This window comes from Streptomyces sp. NPDC034085, from assembly GCF_055575555.1.
Map to the genome: position 1 here is coordinate 79,942 of NZ_JBVISL010000004.1, position 24,782 is coordinate 104,723.

General features: G+C 73.1%; 26 protein-coding genes. 12 read left to right on the forward strand and 14 right to left on the reverse strand.

Going from position 1 to position 24,782, the window contains the following annotated elements:
* Positions 1-199: 199 nt before the first annotated feature.
* Genes bioD through bioB form a run of 3 tightly spaced genes read right to left on the reverse strand, consistent with a single transcriptional unit; the run spans position 200 to position 3,486 of the window.
* Positions 200-916 (reverse strand): dethiobiotin synthase, encoded by a 717-nt coding sequence (bioD, locus tag ACZ501_RS15220; protein WP_362456178.1) that lies wholly within the window; start codon positions 914-916, stop codon positions 200-202.
* Between the two features lies 1 nt (position 917).
* Positions 918-2,252, reverse strand: a complete 1,335-nt coding sequence (locus ACZ501_RS15225) for an adenosylmethionine--8-amino-7-oxononanoate transaminase (protein ID WP_361606312.1) — start codon at positions 2,250-2,252, stop codon at positions 918-920.
* Positions 2,245-3,486: a biotin synthase BioB gene (gene bioB, locus ACZ501_RS15230; RefSeq protein ID WP_468795642.1), complete on the reverse strand. Its 1,242-nt coding sequence runs from the start codon at positions 3,484-3,486 to the stop codon at positions 2,245-2,247. The genes ACZ501_RS15225 and bioB overlap by 8 nt, the downstream gene beginning before the upstream one ends.
* A gap of 179 nt (positions 3,487-3,665) precedes the next feature.
* Between bioB and ACZ501_RS15235 the strand changes: the two genes are divergently transcribed.
* Positions 3,666-4,838, forward strand: coding sequence for an 8-amino-7-oxononanoate synthase (locus ACZ501_RS15235; RefSeq protein ID WP_468795645.1), 1,173 nt, complete (start codon positions 3,666-3,668; stop codon positions 4,836-4,838).
* Between the two features lie 57 nt (positions 4,839-4,895).
* On the opposite strand, the gene ACZ501_RS15240 is transcribed toward ACZ501_RS15235, so the two are convergent.
* Complete coding sequence (locus tag ACZ501_RS15240; protein ID WP_361610794.1) at positions 4,896-5,117, reverse strand: DUF397 domain-containing protein; 222 nt, start codon at positions 5,115-5,117, stop codon at positions 4,896-4,898.
* Between the two features lie 12 nt (positions 5,118-5,129).
* The gene (locus ACZ501_RS15245) at positions 5,130-6,014 is read right to left on the reverse strand and encodes a helix-turn-helix domain-containing protein (RefSeq protein WP_468795648.1); all 885 of its coding nucleotides are present in this window, start codon (positions 6,012-6,014) and stop codon (positions 5,130-5,132) included.
* A 197-nt stretch (positions 6,015-6,211) separates the two neighbouring features.
* Here ACZ501_RS15245 and ACZ501_RS15250 point away from each other — a divergent pair, with 197 nt between their 5' ends.
* The 8 genes from ACZ501_RS15250 (at position 6,212) to ACZ501_RS15285 (ending at position 13,399) form a co-directional block, all read left to right on the forward strand.
* On the forward strand, positions 6,212-6,661 hold the full coding sequence (locus ACZ501_RS15250; protein WP_468795651.1) for an ATP-binding protein: 450 nt from the start codon (positions 6,212-6,214) through the stop codon (positions 6,659-6,661).
* 311 nt (positions 6,662-6,972) lie between these two features.
* Entirely contained in the window at positions 6,973-7,275 is a 303-nt protein-coding gene (locus ACZ501_RS15255) for an urease subunit gamma (RefSeq protein ID WP_361610790.1), read from the forward strand.
* Between the two features lie 13 nt (positions 7,276-7,288).
* The gene (locus tag ACZ501_RS15260) at positions 7,289-7,600 is read left to right on the forward strand and encodes an urease subunit beta (protein WP_351293897.1); all 312 of its coding nucleotides are present in this window, start codon (positions 7,289-7,291) and stop codon (positions 7,598-7,600) included.
* On the forward strand, positions 7,593-9,314 hold the full coding sequence (locus tag ACZ501_RS15265) for an urease subunit alpha (RefSeq protein ID WP_468795654.1): 1,722 nt from the start codon (positions 7,593-7,595) through the stop codon (positions 9,312-9,314). Before ACZ501_RS15260 ends, ACZ501_RS15265 begins: the two co-directional genes overlap by 8 nt.
* Positions 9,315-9,345: 31 nt before the next feature.
* Entirely contained in the window at positions 9,346-10,020 is a 675-nt protein-coding gene (locus tag ACZ501_RS15270) for an urease accessory protein UreF (RefSeq protein WP_468795657.1), read from the forward strand.
* A gap of 31 nt (positions 10,021-10,051) precedes the next feature.
* On the forward strand, positions 10,052-10,747 hold the full coding sequence (gene ureG / locus ACZ501_RS15275) for an urease accessory protein UreG (RefSeq protein WP_361611888.1): 696 nt from the start codon (positions 10,052-10,054) through the stop codon (positions 10,745-10,747).
* A 50-nt stretch (positions 10,748-10,797) separates the two neighbouring features.
* Positions 10,798-11,559, forward strand: a complete 762-nt coding sequence (locus ACZ501_RS15280; RefSeq protein WP_468796595.1) for an urease accessory protein UreD — start codon at positions 10,798-10,800, stop codon at positions 11,557-11,559.
* Between the two features lie 172 nt (positions 11,560-11,731).
* Complete coding sequence (locus tag ACZ501_RS15285) at positions 11,732-13,399, forward strand: alpha/beta hydrolase (RefSeq protein WP_361609855.1); 1,668 nt, start codon at positions 11,732-11,734, stop codon at positions 13,397-13,399.
* A 46-nt stretch (positions 13,400-13,445) separates the two neighbouring features.
* Here the strand turns inward: ACZ501_RS15285 and ACZ501_RS15290 are convergent, their stop codons facing one another.
* The 6 genes from ACZ501_RS15290 to ACZ501_RS15315 all read right to left on the reverse strand — a co-directional run bounded on the left by ACZ501_RS15290 (position 13,446) and on the right by ACZ501_RS15315 (position 18,691).
* On the reverse strand, positions 13,446-14,156 hold the full coding sequence (locus ACZ501_RS15290; RefSeq protein WP_468795660.1) for a lysophospholipid acyltransferase family protein: 711 nt from the start codon (positions 14,154-14,156) through the stop codon (positions 13,446-13,448).
* A gap of 68 nt (positions 14,157-14,224) precedes the next feature.
* Positions 14,225-14,383: a hypothetical protein gene (locus tag ACZ501_RS15295; protein ID WP_361609853.1), complete on the reverse strand. Its 159-nt coding sequence runs from the start codon at positions 14,381-14,383 to the stop codon at positions 14,225-14,227.
* A 32-nt stretch (positions 14,384-14,415) separates the two neighbouring features.
* Positions 14,416-15,372 carry a cytochrome c oxidase assembly protein gene (locus tag ACZ501_RS15300; protein ID WP_361609852.1) on the reverse strand — a complete coding sequence of 319 codons (957 nt, stop codon included), beginning with the start codon at positions 15,370-15,372 and terminating at the stop codon, positions 14,416-14,418.
* Positions 15,373-15,463: 91 nt separating this feature from the next.
* A complete protein-coding gene (locus tag ACZ501_RS15305; RefSeq protein ID WP_361609851.1) occupies positions 15,464-16,489 on the reverse strand; it encodes a 6-phosphofructokinase in 1,026 nt (341 codons plus the stop codon).
* A gap of 208 nt (positions 16,490-16,697) precedes the next feature.
* A complete protein-coding gene (locus ACZ501_RS15310; protein WP_361609850.1) occupies positions 16,698-17,426 on the reverse strand; it encodes a type 1 glutamine amidotransferase in 729 nt (242 codons plus the stop codon).
* 26 nt (positions 17,427-17,452) lie between these two features.
* The gene (locus tag ACZ501_RS15315; RefSeq protein ID WP_361609849.1) at positions 17,453-18,691 is read right to left on the reverse strand and encodes a Mur ligase family protein; all 1,239 of its coding nucleotides are present in this window, start codon (positions 18,689-18,691) and stop codon (positions 17,453-17,455) included.
* A gap of 122 nt (positions 18,692-18,813) precedes the next feature.
* Between ACZ501_RS15315 and def the strand changes: the two genes are divergently transcribed.
* Positions 18,814-19,362, forward strand: a complete 549-nt coding sequence (gene def, locus ACZ501_RS15320) for a peptide deformylase (RefSeq protein ID WP_362456154.1) — start codon at positions 18,814-18,816, stop codon at positions 19,360-19,362.
* A 4-nt stretch (positions 19,363-19,366) separates the two neighbouring features.
* Here def and ACZ501_RS15325 read toward each other — a convergent pair whose 3' ends face one another.
* A complete protein-coding gene (locus ACZ501_RS15325) occupies positions 19,367-20,011 on the reverse strand; it encodes a TetR/AcrR family transcriptional regulator (protein ID WP_362456153.1) in 645 nt (214 codons plus the stop codon).
* A gap of 179 nt (positions 20,012-20,190) precedes the next feature.
* Between ACZ501_RS15325 and ACZ501_RS15330 the strand changes: the two genes are divergently transcribed.
* The gene (locus ACZ501_RS15330; protein ID WP_361610722.1) at positions 20,191-21,420 is read left to right on the forward strand and encodes an acyl-CoA dehydrogenase family protein; all 1,230 of its coding nucleotides are present in this window, start codon (positions 20,191-20,193) and stop codon (positions 21,418-21,420) included.
* A 304-nt stretch (positions 21,421-21,724) separates the two neighbouring features.
* Here ACZ501_RS15330 and ACZ501_RS15335 read toward each other — a convergent pair whose 3' ends face one another.
* Complete coding sequence (locus ACZ501_RS15335) at positions 21,725-22,147, reverse strand: SRPBCC family protein (protein ID WP_362456152.1); 423 nt, start codon at positions 22,145-22,147, stop codon at positions 21,725-21,727.
* Between the two features lie 154 nt (positions 22,148-22,301).
* Here ACZ501_RS15335 and ACZ501_RS15340 point away from each other — a divergent pair, with 154 nt between their 5' ends.
* Entirely contained in the window at positions 22,302-22,487 is a 186-nt protein-coding gene (locus tag ACZ501_RS15340) for a DUF5999 family protein (protein ID WP_125815414.1), read from the forward strand.
* Between the two features lie 143 nt (positions 22,488-22,630).
* On the opposite strand, the gene ACZ501_RS15345 is transcribed toward ACZ501_RS15340, so the two are convergent.
* Positions 22,631-24,697, reverse strand: a complete 2,067-nt coding sequence (locus ACZ501_RS15345; protein ID WP_468795663.1) for an ATP-binding protein — start codon at positions 24,695-24,697, stop codon at positions 22,631-22,633.
* Between the last annotated feature and the right edge of the window lie 85 nt (positions 24,698-24,782).

Sequence of the window (24,782 nt, forward strand, 5' to 3'; positions counted from 1 at the left end):
TGGTCCGGCCGCTGAGCCGGCTTCTCAGCCCAGGGCCTGCGGTCCTGCCACTGAGCCTGCCGCTCAGCTGAGGCCTTGCGGTTCGGCCGCTGAGTCCGGCCGCTCAGCCCAGGCCATGCGGTCCGGTTCCTCAGCCCCGCCGCTCAGCCCGAGCCCGAGCCCGTCCGTTTCCGCCTCGCCCGCCCCCGTCGGCTTCGCGTCAGGCCGGCCACTCGGCGAGGAAGGACTCCGCCGACCAGGTGCCGCCCAGCGGCGCCCCCAGCCACCCCGGCGCCGCCGCCCGGAAGGCGGCCGGCTCCAGCCCGCCGGCCCCCTCCGGCACGGCCCCCAGCAGCGGCAGCCCGGACTTCGGCAGGTCGGCGAGGTTGCACCGGGAGGCCAGATCGGGTGCCGCGGGCCAGCTGCCGACGACCACCCCGAGCGCGCGGACCGCCCGGGCTTCGAGGGCCTCCGCCGTGAGGTCCGCGGTGTTGAGCGTGCCGAGCCCCGAGGGCGCCACCACCAGCACCGGAGCCGCCATCAGCCGCGCCGCGTCCGCGAGGGTGTGGCCGTCCTCGTCGAACCGTACGAGCAGTCCGCCCGCGCCCTCCACCAGTACCAGGTCGTGCTCGGCGGCCAGCCGTGCGGCCGCCTCCGCGATCTCGGCCGGGGCCAGCGTCCGCAGGCCCGCGCGCCGCGCCGCGGTGTCCGGGGCCAGGGGCTCGGGGTAGCGGGCCAGTTCCCGCGCGGTGACGGCCGGGCCGGCGAGGCGTACGACCTCGGCGGCGTCCCCGGGCTCGTCCGGGCCGACCCCGGTCTGGGCCGGCTTGAGCACGGCCACCGAGCGGCCGGCGGCCAGGGCGGCCGACGCGATCGCGGCGGTGACCACCGTCTTGCCGATCTCCGTGCCGGTACCGGACACCACGATGACGGACATCTCAGCCTTCCTGCGCCGCTGCGACGGCCGCGCGGCAGATCCGGGCGACGTCGGCGTCGCCGGTGACGAACGGGGGCATGGTGTAGATCAGGTCGCGGAACGGACGCAGCCAGACGCCCTCCCTGACCGCCGCCCGGGTCGCCGCCCACACGTCGACCGGGTGGTCGAGCTGGATCACGCCGATCGCGCCCAGCACGCGTACGTCCTTGACCCCGGGTACGGCGGAGGCCTCGGCGAGCCCCTCGCGCAGGCCCGCCTCGATCCTCTTGACCTCGCCGGCCCAGTCCTGGCCGAGCAGCAGGTCGACGGAGGCCAGGGCGACGGCCGTGGCGAGAGGGTTGCCCATGAAGGTCGGCCCGTGGGCGAGCACCGGCACCTCGCCCCGGGAGATCCCGTCGGCGACCCGCTCGGTGCACAGGGTCGCCGCCAGGGTGAGGTAGCCGCCGGTCAGGGACTTGCCCAGGCACATCACGTCCGGGGTGATCCCCGCGTGGCCGGCGGCGAAGAGCGCGCCCGTACGGCCGAAGCCCGTCGCGATCTCGTCCAGGACCAGCAGCACCCCGTACTCGTCGCACAGCTCCCGCAGCACCCGCAGGTAGCCCGGGTGGTGGAAGCGCATGCCGCCCGCGCCCTGCACGACCGGCTCCACGATCACCGCGGCCAGCTCGTCGGCGTGCGCGGCGACCAGGGAGCGCAGGTGCTCCGCGTACGCCGGGTCCACGGGGGTGTCGAAGTCCCCGGGCGGGGCGTCGGCGAAGACCTGCCGGGGCAGGTGGCCCTGCCACAGCTCGTGCATGCCGCCGTCCGGGTCGCACACGGCCATCGGCTGCCAGGTGTCGCCGTGGTAGCCGCCGCGCCAGGTCAGCAGCCGGGTCTTGCCGGTGCGGCCCAGGGAACGCCAGTACTGCAGGCACATCTTGACGGCGACTTCGACGGCGACCGATCCCGAGTCGCAGAGGAAGACGTGCTCCAGCCCCTCGGGGGTGATCTCCACCAGCCGGGCGGCCAGCCGGACGGCGGGCTCGTGGGTGAGCCCGCCGAACATCACGTGGGACATCCGGCCCAGCTGCGCCGTCGCGGCCTCGTTCAGCACCGGGTGGTTGTAGCCGTGGATCGCCGACCACCAGGAGGACATGCCGTCGACCAGCTCGTCCCGCCCCTGCGCGGGGGAGGCGAGCCGCAGCCGGACCCCGGAGGCGGAGGAGACCACCAGGGCCTCCTGCCGTCCGGGCATCGGGCCGTACGGGTGCCAGACGTGCTGCCGGTCCAGTGCGAGCAGCTCGGCCGTGTCCGACGAGGGGGCGAGCGGGTCGTGCAGGGGGAACCGGTCAGGCATTGGGGGCGATGTCCGTCCCCGCGCCGCGCCGGCGCACCGCCACCAGCTCCGGACGCACCTCGCCGGCCTCCGCCTGGGCGGGAGCGGCCGCCGGGACCTCCTCGGCGTGGCCGGAGCAGCCGCCGCAGGCCGAGCCGCAGCCGGCGGCCTCGGCGTCCGCCGCCGGTCCGCAGCCGGAGCCCGCCGCCGAGCCGCACGGGCCGCCCGCGGGGGCGGCGGCCGCCACGTCGGCGCGGTGCGCGGGAAGGGTGGTCGTACCGGCGCCCTCCACCTCGAAGCCGGCGTCCGCGATCATGTCGAGGTCGGCCTGGCCTGCCTGGCCCTCACTGGTGAGGTAGTCGCCGAGGAAGATGGAGTTGGCCACGTGCAGGGCCAGCGGCTGCATCGAGCGCAGGTGCACCTCGCGGCCGCCGGCGATCCGCACCTCGACGTCGGGGCAGACGAAGCGGACCATCGCGAGGATCCGCAGGCAGCGCTGCGGGGTGAGGTTCCACTCCTTGGCCAGCGGGGTGCCCTCGAAGGGGATCAGGAAGTTGACCGGCACCGAGTCCGAGTCCAGCTCGCGCAGCGCGTAGACCACGTCGACCAGGTCCTCGTCGCTCTCGCCCATGCCGGCGATCAGACCGGAGCAGGCGGACAGGCCCGCCGCGTGCGCCTTCTGCACGGTGTCGACGCGGTCGGCGTACGTGTGGGTCTTGGTGATGCCCCCGTAGGTGGCCTCGGAGGTGTTGAGGTTGTGGTTGTAGGCATCCGCACCCGCCTCGCGGAGCTTCTCGGCCTGGCCGTCGGAGAGCAGGCCCAGACAGGCGCAGACCTCGACGCCCTCGTTCTGCTCCTTGATGGCCGCGATCGTCTCGCCGACGCGGGCCACGTCGCGGTCGGTCGGACCGCGCCCGCTCGCCACGAGACAGACGCGCTTGGCGCCGCCGGCGACGCCGGCCGCGGCGGCCTGGGAGGCCTCGTCCGGCTTCAGCCAGGTGTACTTGAGGATCTCGGCCTTCGATCCCAGGCGCTGGGAGCAGTACGAGCAGTCCTCGGGGCAGAGCCCCGACTTCAGGTTGACCAGGTAGTTCAGCTTGACGCGGCGCCCGAACCACTGGCGGCGCACCTTGCCGGCCGCGGCCACCACGTCGAGCAGTTCGTCGTCGGAGGTCGCCAGCACGGCGAGCGCCTCTTCGCGGGTCGGCAGCTCGCGCCGCAGTCCCTTTTCCACCAGGGTGTTCAGCAGGTCCATGCGCCCGATCCTGTCCCACGCGACCACTCCCGGCCAAGGAGAGAACGGACAACATGGCCGGAAGGGAGTGTGTGGATCGCCACACCAGTCCCTCGGGTCACGGCGGATAGGGTCGAGCAGATCTGTCGACTGCCGACAAAACGCGAGACACATCGTGAGACGCGACGCGAGGACCGCCGATGACCCAGCACACCCCGCAGCCCGAGGACGTCTTCGCCTGGATCGACGGCGCGGAGCGCGACCGCGAGCGGGCGGGACTGGTCCGCACCCTGCGGCCGAGGTCGGCCTCCTCGCCCCTGCTGGACCTGGCGAGCAACGACTACCTGGGCCTGTCCCGGCACCCGGAGACGGTGCGCGGGGCCTGTGAGGCGGCCGAGCGGTGGGGTGCCGGAGCGACCGGGTCGCGCCTGGTCACCGGAACGACCGAGCTGCACGCCGAGCTGGAGCGGGAGTTGGCCGACTTTGCCGGTTTCGAGGCGGCACTGGTGCTTTCGTCCGGATACGCGGCGAACCTGGCCGCGGTGACCGCGCTCAGCGGCCGGGGCACCCTCGTCGTCTCGGACGCCGGGAACCACGCCTCGATCGTGGACGGCTGCCGGCTCTCACGGGCCGAGGTGGCGGTGACCCCGCACGGGGAACCGGAGCCGGTCCGCAAGACGCTGGCCGCGCACGCGGGCCGTGCCCTGCTGGTGAGCGACTCGGTGTTCTCCGTCGACGGGGACGCCGCTCCGCTCGCCGCCTACCACGCCGCCTGCCGGGCCGAGGGCGCGGCCCTGGTCGTGGACGACGCGCACGGGCTGGGGGTGCTGGGCGAGGGGGGCCGCGGTGCGCTGTACGCGGCCGGGCTCGCGGGCGCGCCCGGGGTGGTCGCCACGATGACCCTCTCGAAGTCGCTGGGCAGTCAGGGCGGCGCGGTGCTCGGGCCGGCCAAGGTGATCCGGCACCTGGTCAACACCGCCCGCGCCTTCATCTTCGACACCGGGCTGGCCCCGGCGGCCGCCGGGGCGGCGCTGGCGAGCCTGCGCCTGCTGCGCCGGGAGCCGGAGCGGGCGGACCGGGTCCGGGAGGTGGCCGCCGAGCTGTACGGGCGGCTCACCGCGTCCGGCCTGACCGCGGCCCGGCCGGACGCGGCCGTGGTGTCGGTACGGGCCCCGTCGGCTTCGGCGGCACTGCGCTGGGCCGCCGACTGCCGCGAGGCAGGTCTGTCCGTGGGGTGCTTCCGTCCGCCGTCGGTGCCGGACGGCATCTCCCGGCTGCGGCTGACCGCGCGGGCCGATCTCACGGGGGACGAGATCAGCCGGGCCGTCAGCACAGTCCTCGCAACCGCTCCGGCCGGAGCCGCGGACCGCTAGGCCGTCTCTTCGGATCGTGCCGGGGCCCGATCCCGAAGCCGCGACCGGGGCGTCACGTCATCCGTGCACGTCCGCCCGTACGGAGGCGAGGAAGCCGTCCCAGGCCGGCCCGGTGAAGAGCACCGCCGGGCCGTCCGTCCGCTTGGAGTCGCGGACGGCCAGCAGACCGCCGGCCAGGGCGGCCGCTTCCACGCAGTTGTTCATTCCGGTGCTGCGACTGCTCCGCCGCCACCGCGCGCTGTTCAGAAGTCCGCTGGTGGATAAGGGGGTTGCGGACACGGGGGTGCCTCCTTACGCGTCGTCAGCGAGTGAGCTGATCAGATCCGACGAGTCACGGGGCGGGAGGGCGTGCGCCTGGATGGTGCGGAACGCGGCGCTGTACGCGTCCAGGTCTTCCTTCCGCTCCAGATAGAGGCTACTCGTCAAATGGTCGAGTACCACCACATCCAGATCGGCGATGTTCGGAAATGAGAAAATGACGAACGGTCCGGTCAGGCCGAGATGGCCCCCCACGGTGAACGGCAGGACCTGCAACCGCACTTGGGGCAGCCGCGCCACCTCCACCAGATGCCTGAGCTGCTCCGCCATCACCCCCGGTCCGCCGATCTGCCGGCGCAGCACCGCCTCGTCCAGTACGGCGGCGAGCTCCAGCGGCGGATCGGCCCGCAGCACCGCCTGCCGGGCCAGCCGTACGTCGACCAGCGCGTCCACCTTCGGCTCCGGCAGCCCGCCCAGCGCGGCGCGGGTCACGGCCCGCGCGTAGCCGGGGGTCTGGAGCAGGCCCGGCACCACGGAGAGCTCGACGGTCCGCGCGGACCGGGCTCCGGCCTCCAGGCTGATGAAGTCCCGGTACTCCTGCGGGAGCAGGCCCCGGTAGTCGTGCCACCACTGCCGCCCGCGCGCCGCGTCCCCGTTCGCCGCCGGGCCGGCCGCCGACGCCCCGAGGGCTTCGAGCAGCGCGCGCTGCTGGGCGCTCACCACCTCCCCGTAGGCGTCCAGCAGCAGCCGGATGTCTGCCGCCTTCACGCCACTTCGGCCCGTCTCGATGCGGCTGACCTTCGACTGGTGCCAGCCGACGATGCGGGCCACCTCACCGCTGGTGAGCCCGGAGCGGTCGCGCAGCGCGCGCAGCTCCTCGCCGAGTTTGCGCCGACGTACCGCGGGGCCGTGCTGCATACCCGCTCTCCTTCCACCGGCACACCTCGCACCAGTCTGCCGTCCACATACGCTCTTCCGTAGCAGAGTTCACCGCATCGAGCGACAGATATATGCAGATCATGGGGGAACGGCGGAAACGGCGGCACGATGAGTGGCACTCTGGCGCTCAGCGTAGATCCGGGGCGGCTGCGCCCCGGTGGGAAAGGGACGTCGCCATGGCAGATCAGCTGGAAGCATCCGTCACTCTGCCGAGCGAACCGGTATCGGTCGCCGCCGCCCGCCGCTACGTGGCGCAGGTCCTGGACGACTGGGGACTGCCGCAGGACGCGGGCACCGCCGACACCGTACGGCTGATCGTCTCGGAACTCGCCACCAACTCGGTGCAGCACACCTTCGGCCAGTCACCCACCTTCACCGTCGACGTCCGCCTCGAACGCGAGGAGTGGCTGCGCGTCGGGGTGACCGACAGCCACCCGCGCTGGCCCAAGCGGCTGCCCGCCGCCGTCCAGCAGGACAACGGCCGCGGGATGGTCATCATCCGCTGGCTCGCGGCCGAGGCGGGCGGCCGGCTCTCGGTCAGCCCCACCGAGGACGGCGGGAAGACCGTCTGGATCACCCTGCCCTGGTCCGCCGACGCCTCCGCGCGCACCCTCAGGGGCTGCTGACGCACTGCGGGGCCTTCCGGCCCGGCCGTATACATCACGCCCCGCCGGGACCGGGGCGGCTTCGCACCGGGTGCCCTCCGGAAACACGGGTTAACGCGGCGGAAAACTACGGGCCCTACGGTATGGTCCTCCGTCTTCCGCCAATGATCACCCACGTTCCGGTAAAGCCGCGGTGATCGGGACGGAAAGCCTCGCCCTGGATTGGGCAAGACACGCTTGGCACGGATAAGCGCAGGTCAACAAAGTGTTGACGGCCGGTACGGTCGCCCCCGGCGCGATGAAGACCATGTCCCGGAAGCTTGGTGATGCAGGTGCAACTGACACCCCACGAACAAGAGAGACTCCTGATCCACGTGGCCGCCGACGTGGCCGAGAAGCGCAGGGCGCGCGGGGTCCTCCTCAACCACCCGGAGGCCGTCGCCCTGATCACCTCGCACCTCCTCGAAGGGGCCCGGGACGGGCGGACGGTGGCCGAGCTGATGGCGTCCGGCCGCACCGTGCTCACCCGCGCCGAGGTCATGGAGGGGATCCCCGAGATGATCCACGACGTCCAGGTCGAGGCGACCTTCCCCGACGGCACCAAGCTCGTCACCGTCCACGACCCGATCGTCTGAGGGAGAACAGCCGATGATCCCCGGCGAGATCGCCTACGGGGACGGACCGGTGCGCCTCAACGAGGGCCGCCCCGTCACCCGCCTCACCGTCCTCAACGCCGCCGACCGGCCCGTCCAGGTCGGCTCCCACTACCACTTCGCCGAGGCCAACCCCGGCCTCGACTTCGACCGGGCCGCCGCGCACGGCCTGCGCCTGAACATCGCCGCCGGCACCGCCGTCCGCTTCGAACCGGGCATCCCGGTCGCCGTGGAGCTCGTACCGCTCGGCGGCCTGCGCACCGTACCGGGACTGCGCGGCGAGACCGGAGGGCCGCTCGATGGCTGAACTCCCGCGCCCGGCCTACGCCGACCTCTTCGGGCCGACCACCGGCGACCGGATCCGGCTCGCCGACACCGCCCTCTTCGTCGAGATCGAGCAGGACCTCAGCGGAGGACCGGGGAACTCCGGAGACGAGGCCGTCTTCGGCGGCGGCAAGGTCATCCGCGAGTCCATGGGACAGGCCCGCACCACCCGAGCCGAAGGCGCCCCTGACACCGTGATCACCGGTGTGGTCATCCTCGACCACTGGGGCATCGTCAAGGCCGACGTCGGCATCACCGACGGCCGCATCTGCGGCATCGGCAAGGCCGGCAACCCCGACACCATGGACGGGGTCGACCCCCGCCTCGTCATCGGCCCCGAAACCGAGATCATCGCGGGCAACGGCAAGATCGTCACCGCCGGCGCCATCGACGCCCACGTGCACTTCATCTCCCCGACCGTCGTCGAGGAGGCGCTCACCTCCGGCATCACGACGCTCGTCGGCGGCGGCACCGGCCCCGCCGAGGGGTCCAAGGCCACCACCGTCACCCCCGGACCCTGGCACCTGGCCCGCATGTTCGCCGCGCTGGAGGCCTACCCCGTCAACATCGGCCTGCTCGGCAAGGGCAACACCATGTCCCGCGAGGGCATGCGCTCCCAGCTGCGCGGCGGAGCCCTCGGACTGAAGATCCACGAGGACTGGGGTGCGACCCCCGCCGTCATCGACGCCTGCCTGGGCGTCGCCGACGAGACCGGCGCCCAGGTCGCCATCCACACCGACACCCTCAACGAGGCCGGCTTCGTCGCCGACACGCTCGCCGCCATCGCCGGGCGGACCATCCACTCGTACCACACCGAGGGCGCGGGCGGCGGCCACGCTCCCGACATCATCACCGTGGTCAGCGAGCCCAACGTCCTGCCCAGCTCCACCAACCCCACCCGGCCGCACACCGTCAACACCGTCGAGGAGCACCTCGACATGCTGATGGTCTGCCACCACCTCAACCCGGCCGTCCCCGAGGACCTCGCCTTCGCCGAGTCCCGGATCCGGCCCTCCACCATCGCGGCCGAGGACGTCCTGCACGACCTCGGAGCGATCTCCATCATCTCCTCCGACTCCCAGGCCATGGGCCGCGTCGGCGAGGTCGTGCTGCGCACCTGGCAGACCGCCCACGTGATGAAGGGGCGGCGCGGGTTCCTGCCCGGGGACGGCCCCGCCGACAACCACCGCGCCCGCCGCTACGTCGCCAAGTACACGATCAACCCCGCCGTGGCCCAGGGCCTCGCCAGGGAGATCGGCTCCGTCGAGGTGGGCAAGCTCGCCGACCTGGTGCTGTGGACCCCCGCCTTCTTCGGGGTCAAGCCCGAGCTGGTCATCAAGGGCGGCCAGATCGCGTACGCGCAGATGGGCGACGCCAACGCCTCCATCCCCACCCCGCAGCCGGTCCTGCCCCGGCCCATGTACGGGGCCATCGGCCGCGCGCCCGCGCTCAACTCGGTCAACTTCACCGTCCAGGCCGCCCTCGACGACCACCTTCCCGAACGGCTCGGCCTCGGCAAGCAGTTCACGGCCATCGAGACCACCCGCAAGCTGGGCAAGTCGGACATGCGCAACAACGACGCCATGCCGAGGGTGGAGGTCGATCCCGACACCTTCACCGTCACCATCGACGGCGAGGCGGTGGAGCCGGCACCCGCCGCCGAACTGCCCATGGCACAGAGATACTTCCTCTTCTGATGGGGCCCCGCCGCCCGAAGGGCCCCGAACGATGAGCCTCGCCGCGCTGCTCGTGCTCGCGGACGGCCGCTTCCCCGCCGGAGGGCACGCCCACTCCGGCGGGGCGGAAGCCGCCTGCAAGGCCGGCCGCATCCACGACGCCGCCACCCTCGCGCAGTTCTGCCGGGGCCGGCTGCACACCGCGGGCCTCACCGCCGCCGGACTCGCCGCGGCCGCCGCCCTCGGCCTCGACCCGGCGCTGCTCGACGCCGCCGCCGACGCCCGCACCCCCTCGCCCGCGCTGCGCACCGCCGCGCGGCGGCTCGGCCGGCAGCTGCTGCGCGCCGCCCGGGCCACCTGGCCCGCCGCCGAACTGGACGCGCTGGCCTCCGCCTTCCCGCGCGGGGCGCACCAGCCCGTGGTGCTCGGCGTCACCGCCCGGGCCGCCGGGCTCGGCGCGCTGGACGCCGCGCACGTGGCGGCGTACGAAAGCGTGAGCGGGCCGGCCACGGCGACGGTGCGGCTGCTGGGCCTGGACCCGTTCGAGGCGAGCGCCGTCCTGGCCGGCCTCGCGCCCGAGCTCGACGCCGTCGCCGCGCGCGCGGCGGAGGCCGCCCTGCTCGCCCGTACCGAGGGCCCGGACGTCCTGCCGGCGGCCTCCTCACCGCTGCTGGACATCGCGGCGCAGGCGCATGCCGACTGGGCGGTACGCCTCTTCGCGTCCTGAGCGCCCCCACCCCCCTTCTAGGAGACCTGCCGTGCACCTCGACCACGACGTGACCTATCCCCACCGCCACACCCACGGCGCCGCCCCGCTGCGCGCCGACGGGACCCGCCGCGCCCTGCGCGTCGGCCTCGGCGGACCCGTCGGCTCCGGCAAGACCGCCACCGTCGCCGCGCTGTGCCGGACCCTGCGCTCCGAACTGTCCATGGCGGTCGTCACCAACGACATCTACACCCGCGAGGACGCCGAGTTCCTGCTGCGCGAGGCCGTCCTGCCGCCCGAGCGGATCAGCGCGGTGGAGACCGGGGCCTGCCCGCACACCGCGATCCGCGACGACATCTCCGCCAACCTGGAGGCCGTCGAGGAGCTGGAGGAGGCCTTCCTGGGCAGTGCCCCCCTCGACCTGATCCTCGTCGAATCCGGCGGCGACAACCTGACCGCCACCTTCTCCCGGGGCCTGGTCGACGCCCAGATCTTCGTCATCGACGTGGCCGGCGGCGATGACATCCCCCGCAAGGGCGGACCGGGAGTCACCACCTCCGACCTCCTCGTCGTCAACAAGACCGACCTCGCGCCGTACGTGGGCTCCGACCTGGAGCGGATGGCCCGTGACGCCGCCGCGCAGCGCGGCGGACTGCCCGTGGCGTTCCAGTCGCTGCGGGGCGGCGAGGGCGTGGCCCCGGTGGCCGACTGGGTGCGCGAGCGGATCGCCGCCTGGGCCGTACGGTGACCAGCGCGCCCCCCGCGGCCCGGCCCCCCGCCGCCCCGCCCCCGGCCGCCCTGCACCCGGCCGCCCTGCGCGCCACCGCCCGCATCCGCGCCGTCGCCGACGGGCGCGGCGGCACCGCCCTGCCCCTGCTGGCCGGGGAGGGGCCGCTCGCCCTGCGCCGCACCCGGGGCGAGGGCGCCGAGGCGGGAGTGATGCTGGTCGGCGCCATGAGCGCCCCCCTCGGCGGCGACCACCTCACGGTGGAGGCCGAGGCGGGGCCGGGCGCCCGCCTCGCCCTGCGCGCGGCGGCCGCCACCCTGGCCCTGCCGGGCCGCACCGGTGAGGCCGCGCGGTACGACGTACGGCTGACGCTGGCCGCCGAGTCGGCGGTGCGCTGGCTGCCCGAGCCGCTCGTCTCGGTGCGCGGCAGCGACCTGCGCGCCACCACCCGCGCCGAACTGGCCCCCACCGCGCGCCTGCTGCTGCGCGAGGAACAGGTCCTGGGACGCACCGCGGAAGCCCCCGGCCTGCTGCGCAGCCGCCTCACGGTCACGCGGGGCGGACGGCCCCTGCTGGACCAGGAGCTGACCTGCGGCCCCGGCGCACCCGGCGGCTGGGACGGCCCGGCCGGAACCGCCGGACACCGCGCCCTGGGCCAGCTCCTGGTCGTCGACCCGCGCTTCGGGGCCGACCCGCCCCGGGCAGCCGTACTGGGGGAGTTCGCGGCGGCCACCCCGCTGGCCGGCCCGGCCGTCCTCGTGACCGCCCTCGCCCCGGACGCGCTGCGGCTGCGCGAGCTGCTCGACGAGGCGTCGCGCACCTACGGCTGGTGACGGGGGGACAGATACGGGGCAATGGGACACCGCTCAGCGGTACACACCTTTCCGGTTATCGGGTTGGCAAAGAAGTCGACCGTGCTCTGTTGCCCGGTACCGGTCAGACGAAAGGATCCCCCTGGCCCAATCCCGCCGCTCCGGGCGGCACATGACCAGGGGGATCAACCACGTGATACGCAATGCGACGCTGGGGAGCGCCGCCACTCTCATCACCGGCGCACTGGCGGCAGGCCTGCTGCTCGCGCCGTCGGCCTCGGCGGCTCCGGCCGGCCGGGACAACGGCGGCGCCGAGGCGGTCGGCGTCCAGATCGCCGCCGCCCGCGCCGCCCGCGCGGGCATCGACTGGAAGGACTGTCCTGCCGACTGGGGCTTCGAGAAGCCGATCCAGTGCGGCTGGGTGAAGGTCCCGCTCGACTACTCCAAGCCCTTCGGCAAGACCATCGAGCTCGCCGTCGACCGCGCCGTCAGCACGGGCACCAAGGAGGAGCGCCAGGGCGCCCTCGTCTACAACCCGGGCGGACCGGGCGGTTCCGGCATGCGCTTCCCGCGCCGGGTCACCACCAAGAGCCCGCTGTGGGTCAACACCTCCAAGGCGTACGACTTCGTGGGCTTCGACCCCCGCGGCGTCGGCCACTCCGCGCCCATCTCCTGCATCGACCCGCAGGAGTTCGTCAAGGCCCCCAAGGCCGACCCGGTCCCCTCCAACGAGGCCGACAAGCGCGCCCAGCGCAAGCTCGCCGCCGAGTACGCGGACGGTTGCAAGGAGCGCAGCGGCGAGATGCTGCCGCACATGACCACGCCGAACACCGCGCGCGACCTGGACGTCATCCGGGCCGCCCTCGGCGAGCAGAAGCTGAACTACCTCGGCGTCTCGTACGGTACCTACCTGGGCGGGGTCTACGCGACCCTCTTCCCGACCCACGTGCGCCGCATGATCGTCGACAGCGTCGTCAACCCGGCGCAGGACAACATCTGGTACCAGGCCAACCTGGAGCAGGACGTCGCCTTCCAGATGCGCTGGAACGACTGGCAGGACTGGGTCGCCAAGAACGACGCGGTCTTCCACCTCGGCGACACCCGCGCCGAGGTCGAGGCCAAGTACCAGGAGCTGCGCGCCAAGGCCAAGGCCAACCCGCTCGGCGGGGTCGTCGGCCCGGCCGAGCTGATCGGCTTCTTCCAGGGCGCCCCGTACTACGACTCCTCGTGGGTCCCGGTCGCGCAGGCGTTCAGCGCCTGGGCCGCCGGTGACGAGAAGCCGCTGATCGAGGCCATCGCCCCGGACATGTCCGACACCAAGGGCAACGCGGCGTCCGAGAACGGCAACGCCGTCTACACCGCGGTCGAGTGCGCCGACGCCAAGTGGCCCACCAGCTGGGCCAAGTGGGACCGGGACAACACCGAGCTGCACAAGAAGTACCCGTTCCTGACCTGGTCGAACGCGTGGATGAACCTCCCCTGCGCTACCTGGAAGTCCAAGCAGAGCACCCCGATCGAGGTCGGCGCCAAGCGCGGGATCGCCCCGGTCCTGATCGTCCAGTCCGAGCGTGACGCGGCCACCCCGTACGCGGGCGCCGTCGAGCTGCACCGCCGCCTGGCGGGCTCGCGCCTGATCACCGAGCAGAACGCCGGCTCGCACGGCGTGACCAGCCTGGTGAACCCCTGCATCAACACGCGGGTGGACGCCTACCTGCTCACCGGCAAGGTCGACGCCCAGGACGTGAAGTGCGCCCCGCACGCCACGCCGGTGCCGCCCGCCCCGGCCGCGGCGAAGTCCCTCGCCGCCGATGCTCCGGCCGCCGCGCTGCCGCAGCACGAGGAGCTCCCGGCCGTCCGCTAGGACCCGGAGGCAACGACACGACCCCGTGACACGGGCGGAAGGAGGCTCAGCGCGTCAGGCGCCGGGCCTTCTTCCGCTTCTCCTCCTCCTCGGCCTTGACCTCGCCCGCGTACCGGTCGACGTACTCCTGGCCGGACAGGCCCAGGATCGCGTACATGATCTCGTCGGTGACGGCGCGCAGCACCGCCCGCTCGCCCTCCATCCCCGCGTACCGCGAGAAGTCCAGCGGAGCCCCGAAGCGGATCGTCACCCTTCGGATCTTGGGGAGCTTCTGCCCGGGCGGCTGGATCTCGAAGGTTCCGAGCATCGCGCAGGGCACCACCGGCACCCCCGCGCCCAGCGCCATCGCGGCGACCCCGACCTTGCCCTTGTAGAGCCGCCCGTCGTGGGAGCGCGTGCCCTCGGGGTAGATGCCGAGCAGCTCGCCCCTGGCCAGGACGCCGAGGCCCTCGCGCAGCGCCGCCTGCCCGGCCTCCTTGCCGGAGCGGTCGACCGGGATCTGCCCGGCGCTGCGGAAGAAGGCCGCGGTCAGCCGGCCCTTGAGGCCGGGGCCGGTGAAGTACTCGGCCTTGGCGAGGAAGGTGATCCGGCGCGTGAGGATCGCGGGCATCAGGAAGTGGTCCGAGAAGGACAGGTGGTTGCCCGCTACGATCGCGGCCCCGTCCGCGGGGATGTTCTCCAGCCCCTCGATCCGCGGCCGGAACAGCAGCCGCAGCAGCGGACCGAGCAGTACGTGCTTGAGCAAGTGGTAGAACACCAGGCCGCTCCCGTCGATGCCCCTATGTCACGGCCATCCTACGGACAGTCAGGCGGGGGCAGGGAGGGTCAGGAGCTGCGCGAAGCGGCCAGCCCGACGGTCAGCAGGCCCAGCACCACCCAGCCGAACCACAGCCAGCCGTTGCTGCCGATCGCCACCGAGTACGTGGAGACGGCCACCAGGGCGGCGAAGGTCGTCACGGCCATCGCCTTAACGGATCCGGTCATGCCCCATGGTGGCGCCTGATGCGGCTCCCGCGCTACTGGCCGCGCCCTTGCAGCGAGGCGAGATACGCGTTGTAGGCCGCCAGCTCCTTGTCGCCGTCCCGGTCGGCGGCCCGGTCCGAGCGCTTCGCGATCCGCTGCTCCGAGTGGTACCACTGGTAGATCAGGGCGATCAGCACCAGCACCGAGGGGATCTCGCTGAACGCCCAGGCGATGCCGCCGCCCCACTGCTGGTCGAGCAGCGGGTCGATCTCCAGGGAGGCCGGCGGGTTCGCGTACGTCTTGATCATCGGCTCGCTCGCCATCATCAGGGCGATGCCGAAGAAGGCGTGGAAGGGCATGCCCGCGAACAGCTCCAGCATGCGCATCACGTAGCCGGGGCGGTGCGGGCCCGGGTCCACGCCCATGATCGGCCAGAAGAAGATCAGGCCGACGGCGAGGAAGTGGACCATCATGCCGATGTGCCCGGCCCTGCTCCCCATCAGGGAGTCGAAGATCGGGGTGAAGTACAGCGCGTAGAGGCTCGCGATGAACATCGGGATGGTGAAGGCCGGGTGCGTGACGATCCGCATGTACCGGCTGTGCAGCAGCATCAGGAGCAGCTCGCGCGGCCCCTTGGTGCCCCGGGCCGCGGGCGGCAGCGCCCGCAGGGCCAGTGTCACCGGCGCGCCGAGCAGCAGCAGGATGGGGGTGACCATGCTGATCACCATGTGCTGGACCATGTGCACGCTGAACATGACCATGCCGTAGTCGTTCAGCTTGGTGCACATCACCAGGACCACCGTCAGCACGCCGGCGACGAAGGCGACGGTGCGGCCGAGCGGCCAGGAGTCCCCGCGGCCCCGCAGCCGCAGCACGCCCCACCCGTAGAGGGCGAGCCCGATCAGGGAGCCGAACAGGAAGAAGGCGTCGAAGGAGAACTCCAGCCCGCGCCCGAGAGTGAACGGCGGCAGGTCCATGTTCATGTCCATGCCGTGACCGCTGTGATCCATCTCTTCACTCCCTTGACTGTGGCGCCCCACCACAGTAGTGCCGCCCCCGGACGCGATCGCGTCCGGGGGCGGTCTCAGAAGGGGGGAAACATCACAGAACGGTCTGGGCCTCGTCGTAGCGGGCCGTGGGGACCGTCTTCAGGGTCGAGGTGGCCTCGGCGAGGGGGACCATCACGATGTCCGTGCCGCGCAGCGCCGTCAGCATGCCGAACTCACCGCGGTGCGCCGCCTCTACCGCGTGCCAGCCGAAGCGGGTGGCCAGGACCCGGTCGTACGCGGTGGGCGTGCCGCCGCGCTGGACGTGGCCCAGGATGACGGGACGGGCCTCCTTGCCCAGGCGCCGCTCCAGTTCGACGGCCAGGATGTTGCCGATGCCGGCGAAGCGCTCGTGGCCGTACTGGTCGGTGCCGCCCGCCTCGTACTCCATCGTGCCGGGCCGGGGCTTGGCGCCCTCGGCGACGACGACGATCGCGAAGCGCTTGCCCGCCGAGAACCGCTCGCCGACGATCTCGGTGAGCTCCGCGATGTCGAAGGGGCGCTCCGGGACGACGATGGCGTGGGCGCCGGCCGCCATGCCCGAGTGCAGGGCGATCCAGCCGGTGTGGCGGCCCATGACCTCCACGACCATCACGCGCTGGTGCGACTCGGCGGTGGTCTTCAGGCGGTCCAGGGCGTCGGTGGCGACGCCCACGGCCGTGTCGAAGCCGAAGGTGACGTCGGTGGAGGCGATGTCGTTGTCGATGGTCTTCGGCACGCCGACGATGGGCAGACCGCCCTGCGCGAGCAGGTTGGCGGCCTTCAGGGTGCCTTCGCCGCCGATCGGGATGATGGCGTCCAGGCCGAGGTCCGCGACGTGCCCGCGCGCCCGCTCCACGCCGTCGCGCAGGTGCGCGGGCTGGACCCGGGAGGAGCCGAGGATGGTGCCGCCCCGGGCCAGGATGCCGGCGACGGAGTCCAGGTCGAGCTTGCGGTAGTCGCACTCCAGGAGGCCGCGCCAGCCGTCGTGGAAGCCGATGACCTCGTCGCCGTGGTCGACGACGGCGCGGTGCACGACGGAGCGGATGACGGCATTGAGGCCGGGGCAGTCGCCGCCGGAAGTGAGCACACCAATGCGCATGGCAGGAAGAACCTTTGCAACGTGGGCCGACGACCGGACCACGTCGTCCGGTTGGAACTACCCGTCACCCTACAAGCGGATTCCCGGTGGACTGAACCATCCTCCACAGGATGGTCGCAACAAGCGGAAGATCGTACGAACGCACGTCGGCCCGGACTCCCCGAGGGGAATCCGGGCCGGATGCCGTGCGGCGGGGGCGGCGAAGCCCCTACGCGGGCTGCGTGGCCGCCGCGATGCGCTCCGCGCGCAGCGCCTCGTACCAGCGGTCGTCTATGGCCGGCAGCGCGTTCACGTCGAGGGCCAGCTTCAGCAGCAGGTCCGCGATGAGCGGGTTGCGGGCCATCACGGGGCCGTGCATGTACGTCCCGAAGACGGTGTCGTTGTACGCGCCCTCGGTGCCGTCGCCGCTGCCGTTGCCGCGGCCGAGCCGGGTGCGGGCGAACGGCTTGGCCGTCGGGCCGAGGTGCGTGACTCCCTGGTGGTTCTCGAAGCCCGTCAGCGGGGGCAGGTTCAGGCGCGGGTCGATGTCGGCCAGCACGTCGCCGACGCACCGCTCGCCCTCGCCGCGCACTGTCACCACGTCCAGCAGGCCGAGGCCCTCCTGGCGCTGGCCCTGGTCGTTGACGAACTCCTTGCCCAGGATCTGGTACCCGGCGCAGACGGAGAAGACGATCGCACCGTTCGAGACGGCGCGCTCCAGGCCGCCGTCGCGCAGCAGCCGATCGGCGGCCAGCCGCTGGGGCCGGTCCTCGCCGCCGCCGATCAGGTAGATGTCGCCCGAGGTGGGGATGGGCTGGTCGCTGCGCACGTCCACGCGCTGCACGTCCAGGCCGCGCTGGCGCGCCCGGCGCTCCACGACGAGGGCGTTGCCCTGGTCTCCGTACGTGCTGAGCAGGTCGGGGTAGACCCACACCAGACGCAGGCTGTTGTCGCTCATGCTCTTGTCCTTCGAAGGTCTGGGTACTAGTTGCCGACGCGGCGGCGCACGTCCTGGAAGGCGGTGTAGTTGGCGATCAGCTCGATCTGCCCGGGGGGCGCCAGCTGGACGGCCTCGTCGATGCTCTCGCAGACCCGGAAGTCCAGGCCCGCGACCTCCAGGCGGACCGCGAGGTCCAGCTTGCGGTCGCCGATCACGAAGATCGGGTGCCCGGCCAGGCGCGGATAGTCCACGTCCCACAGCCAGGAGGTGTCGGTGCCGTCGGCGCCGCGGGCGTTCACCGAGAGGATCACCGGCGCCGGGGGCCCGTCGATCAGCGAGAACGTCTCGAGCCAGCCCGCGGGGTTCTTCGCGAGCAGCAGGCGCAGCTCGCGGCCCATGAAGCTGACCACGTCGTAACGGCCGGCGACGGCCTGCACCTGGTACATGCGCTCCAGCGCGACCTGCGGCGGCACGCCGAAGACGGCGGCCACGGCGGCCGAGGTGGCGGCGTTGGCCTTGTTCGCGCGGCCGGGCAGCTGGAGGTGGATCGGCCAGGCGCTGCCGTGCGGGTCCAGAACGTGGTCGCCGGAGAGCACCCAGCTCGGGGTCGGGCGGCGGAAGCCGCACTCACCGCAGAACCAGTCGTCGCCGGGGCGCTGCATGACGCCACCGCAGGAGGGGCACGACCAGGCGTCGTCCTTCCACTCCTGGCCGGCGGCGACCCACACGACGTTCTGCGACGAGGATGCCGACCAGACGATCAGGGGGTCGTCGCAGTTGGCGACGACGACCGCCTTGGAGCCCTGGAGACCCTCGCGCCACTTCTCGGCGAGCATGCGGGTCTCGGCCGCGCGGTCCAGCTGGTCGCGGGAGAGGTTCAGCAGGGCGATCACCTTGGGGGTGACGTCCCGGGCCACCCCGGCCAGGTACTTCTCGTCCACCTCGATGACGCCGTACCTGGCGTCCGAGCCGCCGGCCAGGGCCGAGGTGATGCCCGCGGGCATGTTCGCGCCCAGTGCGTTCGAGACGACCGGACCGCTGGCCCGCAGGGCCTCCGCGATCAGCCGGGTCGTCGTGGTCTTGCCGTTCGTCGCGGAGACGAGGACGACATCGAGATGCTGCGCCAGCGCGCCGAGAAGATCGGGGTCCAGCCTGAGTGCGACCTTGCCTCCGATCACCGATCCGCTTCCGCGTCCCGCGGCCCGCGACACCGCCGCCGCGGCCTTGCCCGCCGTCACGGCCAGCTTGGCCCGCGGCGAAAGCGGCTCCGTGTTGCCTGCCATCGTCCCTTGTCCTCCTAGCGTCGGTCGCCCCAGCCTATCCAGTACCGGCCGGGGCCTTGACCGCGGCGCCCCCGGTCAGCCGCGGATCTCCTCATATATTCGCCCGTCGTACCCTTACGGCCATGCGACAGCGCCCCCTCCCCGGTACCACCGGTTCCGTTCGTCCCATGAGTCTCCTGGGTGACCCGGTGCTCCACTCGCCCTGTGCGGAGGTCACCGGCTTCGGCCCCGAACTCGACCGGCTCATCGAGGACATGTTCGCCACGATGTACGCCGCCCAGGGCGTCGGCCTCGCCGCGAACCAGATCGGGACCGGGCAGCGGGTCTTCGTCTACGACTGCCCCGACGACGAGGACGTCCGCCATGTGGGACACGTCGTCAACCCCCGGCTGGTGGAAGCCGACGGGGACGCGTTCCGCGGCCCCGAGGGCTGTCTGTCGCTGCCCGGCCTGGAGGCGGGCACCGTCCGCTTCGACCGGGCGGTCGTGGAGGGGGTCACCTCCGACGGGGCCCCGGTGCGGATCGAGGGCACCGGGTTCTTCGCCCGGTGCCTCCAGCACGAGTGCGACCACCTCGACGGCACGGTCTACGCGGACCGGGTGACCGGGCTGCGCGCCCGCCGGCTGCGCCGGGCCATCCGCAAGGCCCCGTGGGGCGGCGCGCCCGCGTAACCGTTCAGAAGCCGGGGCCGTCCGCCCGGTTGCCGGCGGTGGCCAGGCGGCCCCAGAGCAGGTCGGTGAGGCCGGCCACCAGCGCCGCCCGGCCGCAGGGGCGTTCGCCGAGCCACCAGTCGCCGGCGGCGTGCATCATGCCGACGATGCCGTGGCCCCAGATACGGGCGAGCTGTGCCCCGTCGGGGCCGAGGTCCACGCGCTCTCCGACCACCTCGGCCAGCTCCTCCCCGAGCCGGCGCAGCAGGGGCGCGGAGTGCAGGCCGACGTCGAAGCCGCGCTCGCTGCTCTGCGAGTCCTCGGCGGGGTGCATCAGGAACCGGTAGACCTGCGGGCGGGCCTCGATGGCGGCGAGGTAGGTGTCCAGGGTGGACTCGACCCGCCGTCGGCGTTCGGCCGGGGCGTCGAGCGCGGCCCGCAGCGAGTCGAGCAGGGCGTCGGTGTGCCGGACGGCGAGCGCCTGGTAGAGGCCCGCCTTGTCGCCGAAGTGCCGGTAGAGGATCGGCTTGGTGATGCCCGCTTCGGCCGCGATGGCGTTCATGGAGGCCTTGGGGCCGTCCCTGAGTACGACGCGGTCCGCCGCCTCGAGCAGTTCGCGCCGGCGGCGTTCTCCCGCTCCCGGCTCGCCGGCCTGCTGACTGGTCTCCATGACGTGTTTCTCTCCCCGCCCTTGCGATGGTGCGTGACGCCCACGCAACGTAACACCCCGCACGGCCCCGTCACCGAATCCGGCTGCGCTTGACAGTGCTTACCAGCCGGTAACAGACTGTGGCCACGGTGAGGGTTACCGGCAGTAACGGTAACCGTGTGAGAACAGCTGGAGGGGACATGGCGGAGTTCACCATGGAGCTCAACGACGACCAGAAGCAGGTCCGCGACTGGATCCACGGCTTCGCCGCCGACGTGATCCGGCCCGCGGCCGCCGAATGGGACGAGCGGGAAGAGACTCCGTGGCCCGTCATCCAGGAGGCGGCCAAGGTCGGCATCTACTCCCTGGACTTCTACGCTCAGCAGTTCTTCGACCCGACCGGCCTCGGCATCCCCATGGCGATGGAGGAGCTGTTCTGGGGCGACGCGGGCATCGCGCTGTCCATCGTCGGCACCGGCCTCGCGGCCATCGGCGTCGTCGCCAACGGCACCGAGGAGCAGATCGGCACCTGGATCCCGCAGATGTACGGGACCCCCGACGACGTCAAGGTCGCCGCCTTCTGCTCCTCCGAGCCGGACGCCGGGTCGGACGTCGGCGCGATGCGCACCCGGGCCGTCTACGACCAGGCCAAGGACGAGTGGGTGCTCAACGGCACCAAGACCTGGGCCACCAACGGCGGCATCGCCAACGTCCACATCGTCGTCGCCGTCGTCGACCCGGAGCTCGGCACCAAGGGGCACGCCTCCTTCATCGTGCCCCCGGGCACCCCCGGGCTCACCCAGGGACAGAAGTTCAAGAAGCACGGCATCCGCGCCTCGCACACGGCCGAGGTGGTCCTGGAGGACGTACGCGTGCCCGGGTCCTGCCTGCTCGGCGGCAAGGACAAGCTGGACGAGCGCCTCGCGCGGGCCCGTGAGCGGGCGGCGGCGGGCGGCGGCGAGCGGGTGAAGAACGCCGCCATGGCCACCTTCGAGGCCTCCCGGCCGGCCGTCGGGGCGATGGCCGTCGGCACGGCGCGCGCGGCGTACGAGGTCGCCCTGGACTACGCGAAGACCCGGACCCAGTTCGGGCGCCCGATCATCGACAACCAGGGCGTGGCCTTCCAGCTCGCGGACATGCGCACCCAGATCGACGCGGCCCGGCTGCTGGTGTGGCGGGCGTCCTGGATGGCGGTCGCGGGCAAGCCGTTCACCTCGGCGGAGGGCTCCATGTCGAAGCTGTTCGCGAGCGAGGTGGCGAAGAAGGTCACCGCCCAGGCGGTCCAGATCCTCGGCGGCAACGGCTTCACCCGGGAGTACCCGGTGGAGCGCATGCACCGCGACAGCGCGATCTACACGATCTTCGAGGGGACGAGCGAGATCCAGCGCCTGGTGATCGCGCGCACCCTCTCCGGCATGCCGATCCGCTAGCGCCGTGCGGAGGGCCCGCGGGTGCGGCCGTCCCCCGGCCCTGTCGCGGGCGGTCAGCGCAGCGGGGTCAGGCAGTTCAGGGTCCAGCCGTCGCCGCCGTACCCCGGGGCGGAGAGGAAGTCGCCCGGGGCGCAGGGCTCCCCGGCGGCCGGCCGCTTGCCGACCCGGTACTGCGCCTGCGGTGCGCCGCAGTTCCGGCACTGCCGGGGGCCGGCGCCGTACTGCGGGGGCGGTGTGCCCGTGGGGCCTCCTCGGACGCGTGGTGATCACCGGGGCTGTGATCACGGCATCCTGGCGCGGGCCCTCAGGGGTGCAGCAGGCGGGCGAGGACCCGGGTGAACAGGAGGCGGCCCGCCCGGGCCACCAGGGGGTCCAGGGCGCGGGGGAGGAAGCGCACGCGGAGGGCCTCGCGCCAGTGGACCTCCGTCCCCCCGCCGGGGACCGGGCGGAGCTCGATCTCCGCCCAGCCCGTGACGGTCCGGCCGCGCTTCTCCAGCCGGACCAGCCGCGGCGGCTCCCAGCGGACGACCTCCATCGGGTCGTCGAACGTGATCCTGCCCACTCCGGTGCGCGCGGTGAAGCGCGTCCCGACGCCCGACGGCGGCTGCGCGTCGATCACCGTTCGGGTCAGCGGCACCTCCTCGCCCTGGCGTTCCCAGTCCGTCAGCCGCCTCCAGGCCTCGGCCGGCGGGAGGGACGTACGGCGAATGATCCGGATCACGGGCATGAGCGCATGGTAAGCGGGCATACACACCCTGAACCGGACCCCGAATACGGGTTCCGCCGGGGGTGGCGATCGGCAATACTCGCCGCCACCGTGGATCGCGGATTCGACCGGGTGACCACCGGCCCTCCCGCCCCACACTGCGAGGAGGTGCGCCATGTGCTCCCACCAGCCCCCCTGCCCGCCCGCCGACAGCGCCGACCACGAGGCCGCCCGCGTCGTGGCCTCCCATCCCGAACAGGGCTGGAGCCTGCTCTGCAACGGGGTGGTCATCTTCGACGACACCGGGGAACTGCTCCCCGAAGGCCGGACGGTGGAACCCCGTCGCCCGGCCCTGGTCTGAGCGAGGAGGCAGCATGCGCCAGCAGCTGATCCGCAAGCCCGTCCCCAAGCCCGCCCCCCGAGACCTGGACCTGCGCACACCGTCGGGCAGACCCCTCCCGTACTGACGGGAGTCCGGGTAACAGGCGGCCCGCCGGCTGGGGCTCAGCCGGTGGGTGCCGCCGCACCACCGCGGAACGCGGTCTCGTACGCCGCGTCGCCGATGGCCGCCCTGGCCTGCCGCTCGCCGAGGTCCCGCAGGGCCGTCAGCGCCGGCGAGCCCATCTGCGGCCGCCCCACCGTGCGCCACCAGGCGTGCCCGGTGCCGAGCAGCCGTGCGGCCAGCTCACCGTCCCCGAGGGCCGCCACCGCCGCCGCGAGCAGGTCCAGGCCCAGCGCGATGCCGAAGCGGTCGCCCAGCAGCCGCTTGCCGGACAGCATGGCCCGTACGTGCCGCGCGGCCTCGCCGTGCTGGCTCAGCCCCAGCGCCGCGAGGGCCAGGACGTAGTCCGCGTACGCCCGCAGCCAGCGCTCGCCCAGCTCCGCGCACGCCTCCCGCAGCCCACGCGCCTCCTGCGCGGCCTCCTCGAAGCGCCCGAGGTCGTACAGGGCGAACGCGGTCGCCAGCCGGCACAGCAGCCACCCCGCCCCGCTCGTCCGTCCGCCGTGCGCCGCCCGCGCCCCGGGCCCCGCCAGCGCGAGCGCCTCCACCGGGTCGCCCGGCATCAGGACCGACACCGCGCACAGGTACGCGGCGCGCAACTGCCGCTCGGGCTCGCCGAGCAGCGCCGCCTCCCGGGCGCAGTCGGCGCCCACCCGCCGGGCCGCCTCCATGTCGCCCTGGGCCAGCATCGTCAGGCCGAGCGCCCACAGGGCCTGGGCGCGGGCGGCACCCGCGGGCGGGGCCCCGCCTAGGGCGCGTTCCAGGAAGGCCCGGCCCTCGTGGACGTGCCCGCACGAGAACCAGAAGAACCACAGGCCCCCGGCCATCTCCAGGGCCGCCGGGGGATCCGTGCCGAGCAGGTGCTCGAGGGCCGTGCGCAGCTGCGCGTGCTCGGCGCTCATCCTGCGGTACCAGTCCACCTGGCCGGGCCCCAGCCAGCCCCGCTCGGCGGCGCCGGACAGCGCGGCGTACCAGTGGGCGTGCCGGTCGGCGACGGTCCGTACCTCGTCCAGTTCCGCCAGCCAGTCGTGCCCGAACTCCCGGATGGTGTCGAGCATCCGGTAGCGCGCCCCGGCGCCCCGCTCCTCGGAGCGCCGTACGACGGACTTCGCGACGAGCCCCTCCAGCACCCGCTCCACCCGGGCGGCGGGCAGCGGCCCGCCGGAGCACACGGCCCGGGCGGCGGCGACGTCGAAGTCCCCGCTGAACACCGAGAGCCGGGCCCACAGCAGCCGCTCCACCGGCTCGCACAGCTCGTGGCTCCAGCCGATCGCGGTCCGCATGGTCTGGTGCCGGGGCGGGAGGGCGGCGCGGGGGCCGCAGAGCACCTCGAAGCGCGCGCCGAGGCGCTGCGCCATCTGCTCCAGGCTCCACAGCCGCATCCTCGCCCCGGCCAGCTCCAGGGCGAGCGGGATGCCGTCCAGCCGGCGGCACACCTCGGCGGCGGTCCGGGCCCCCGCGGGGTCGGCGAAGAGGGGGGAGGACTGCGGGCTCGCGGCCAGGGCGCTGGCCCGGAAGAGGGCCAGCGCCTCGCTGTCGGGGCCCTCGCAGGGCAGCGGGCGGACTTCGAGCACCGTCTCGCCCGGGGAGTCGAGCCGCTCCCGGGAGGTGGTCAGCACCGTCAGTCCCGGTGCGGACTGCAGGAGTTCGCCCGTCAGGTGGCGGACTTCGGCCACCATGTGCTCGCAGGTGTCGAGGACGAGCAACAGGGCCTTGTCGGCCATCCACGCGCACAGCTCCTCGTCGGGGCGGTGGGCGGCGTGGTCGGCGAGGCCGAGGGCGTGGGCGACGGTGGTGGTGAGCAGGGCGGGGTCGCGCAGCGGCGAGAGCTCCACCCACCAGATGCCGTGGGACCAGAGCCCGTGGGGCCGGATCCCGTGGGGCCGCATCCCGCGGGGACGGGAGCGGCTGAGGCGGGTGGCGGCCCGCAGGGCGAGCCGGGTCTTGCCGACGCCGCCGACCCCGGTCAGGGTGACGAGTCTCCGCTCCTCCAACAGGCCCTCCAGGCCCGCCAGTTCGGCCTCGCGGCCGATGAAGCCGGCTGTTTCCGGCGGCAGGTTCCCCGGCATGCCGCCCGGGTCTGGCGCAGGGCCCCCGCGTGCGGAGTCTGCCTGATTGTGGTTGACCGAGTACTCACCGAACACGGATGTATTG